Genomic DNA, 258 nt, shown 5'->3' with positions numbered 1-258 from the left:
ATAGGTGTAAAGCAGCTTCGACTTTTCCGACATGGCCGAAATCGGCGTATCGGTGCCCATGGAGCCAATGGCTTCCTGACCAGTGGTCGCCATGGGCGACATCAGGAGCTTCGTATCTTCGCTGGTGTAACCGAAGGCCTGCTGGCGGTCGAGCAGCGACACGTCGCGGCGCAACGCGCGCGGTTCAACCGGCTTCAGCTCTTCGAGGATGAGCTGCGTGCGGTCGAGCCAGGTGCGGTAAGGGTGCTTGGCGGCAAG

Annotated in this window: 1 protein-coding gene; it reads right to left on the bottom strand. The window is 61.6% G+C overall.

Annotation, left to right across the window (positions count from 1 at the left end; genetic code table 11):
- Positions 1-258: glutamate synthase central domain-containing protein (locus SB764_RS42025; protein WP_410867040.1), on the bottom strand; the 258-nt coding region annotated here is incomplete at both ends.

It is taken from the genome of Paraburkholderia sp. SIMBA_027 (assembly GCF_046535315.1).
GTDB lineage: Bacteria > Pseudomonadota > Gammaproteobacteria > Burkholderiales > Burkholderiaceae > Paraburkholderia > Paraburkholderia tropica.
This window is presented reverse-complemented; position numbering and strand designations above follow the sequence as displayed.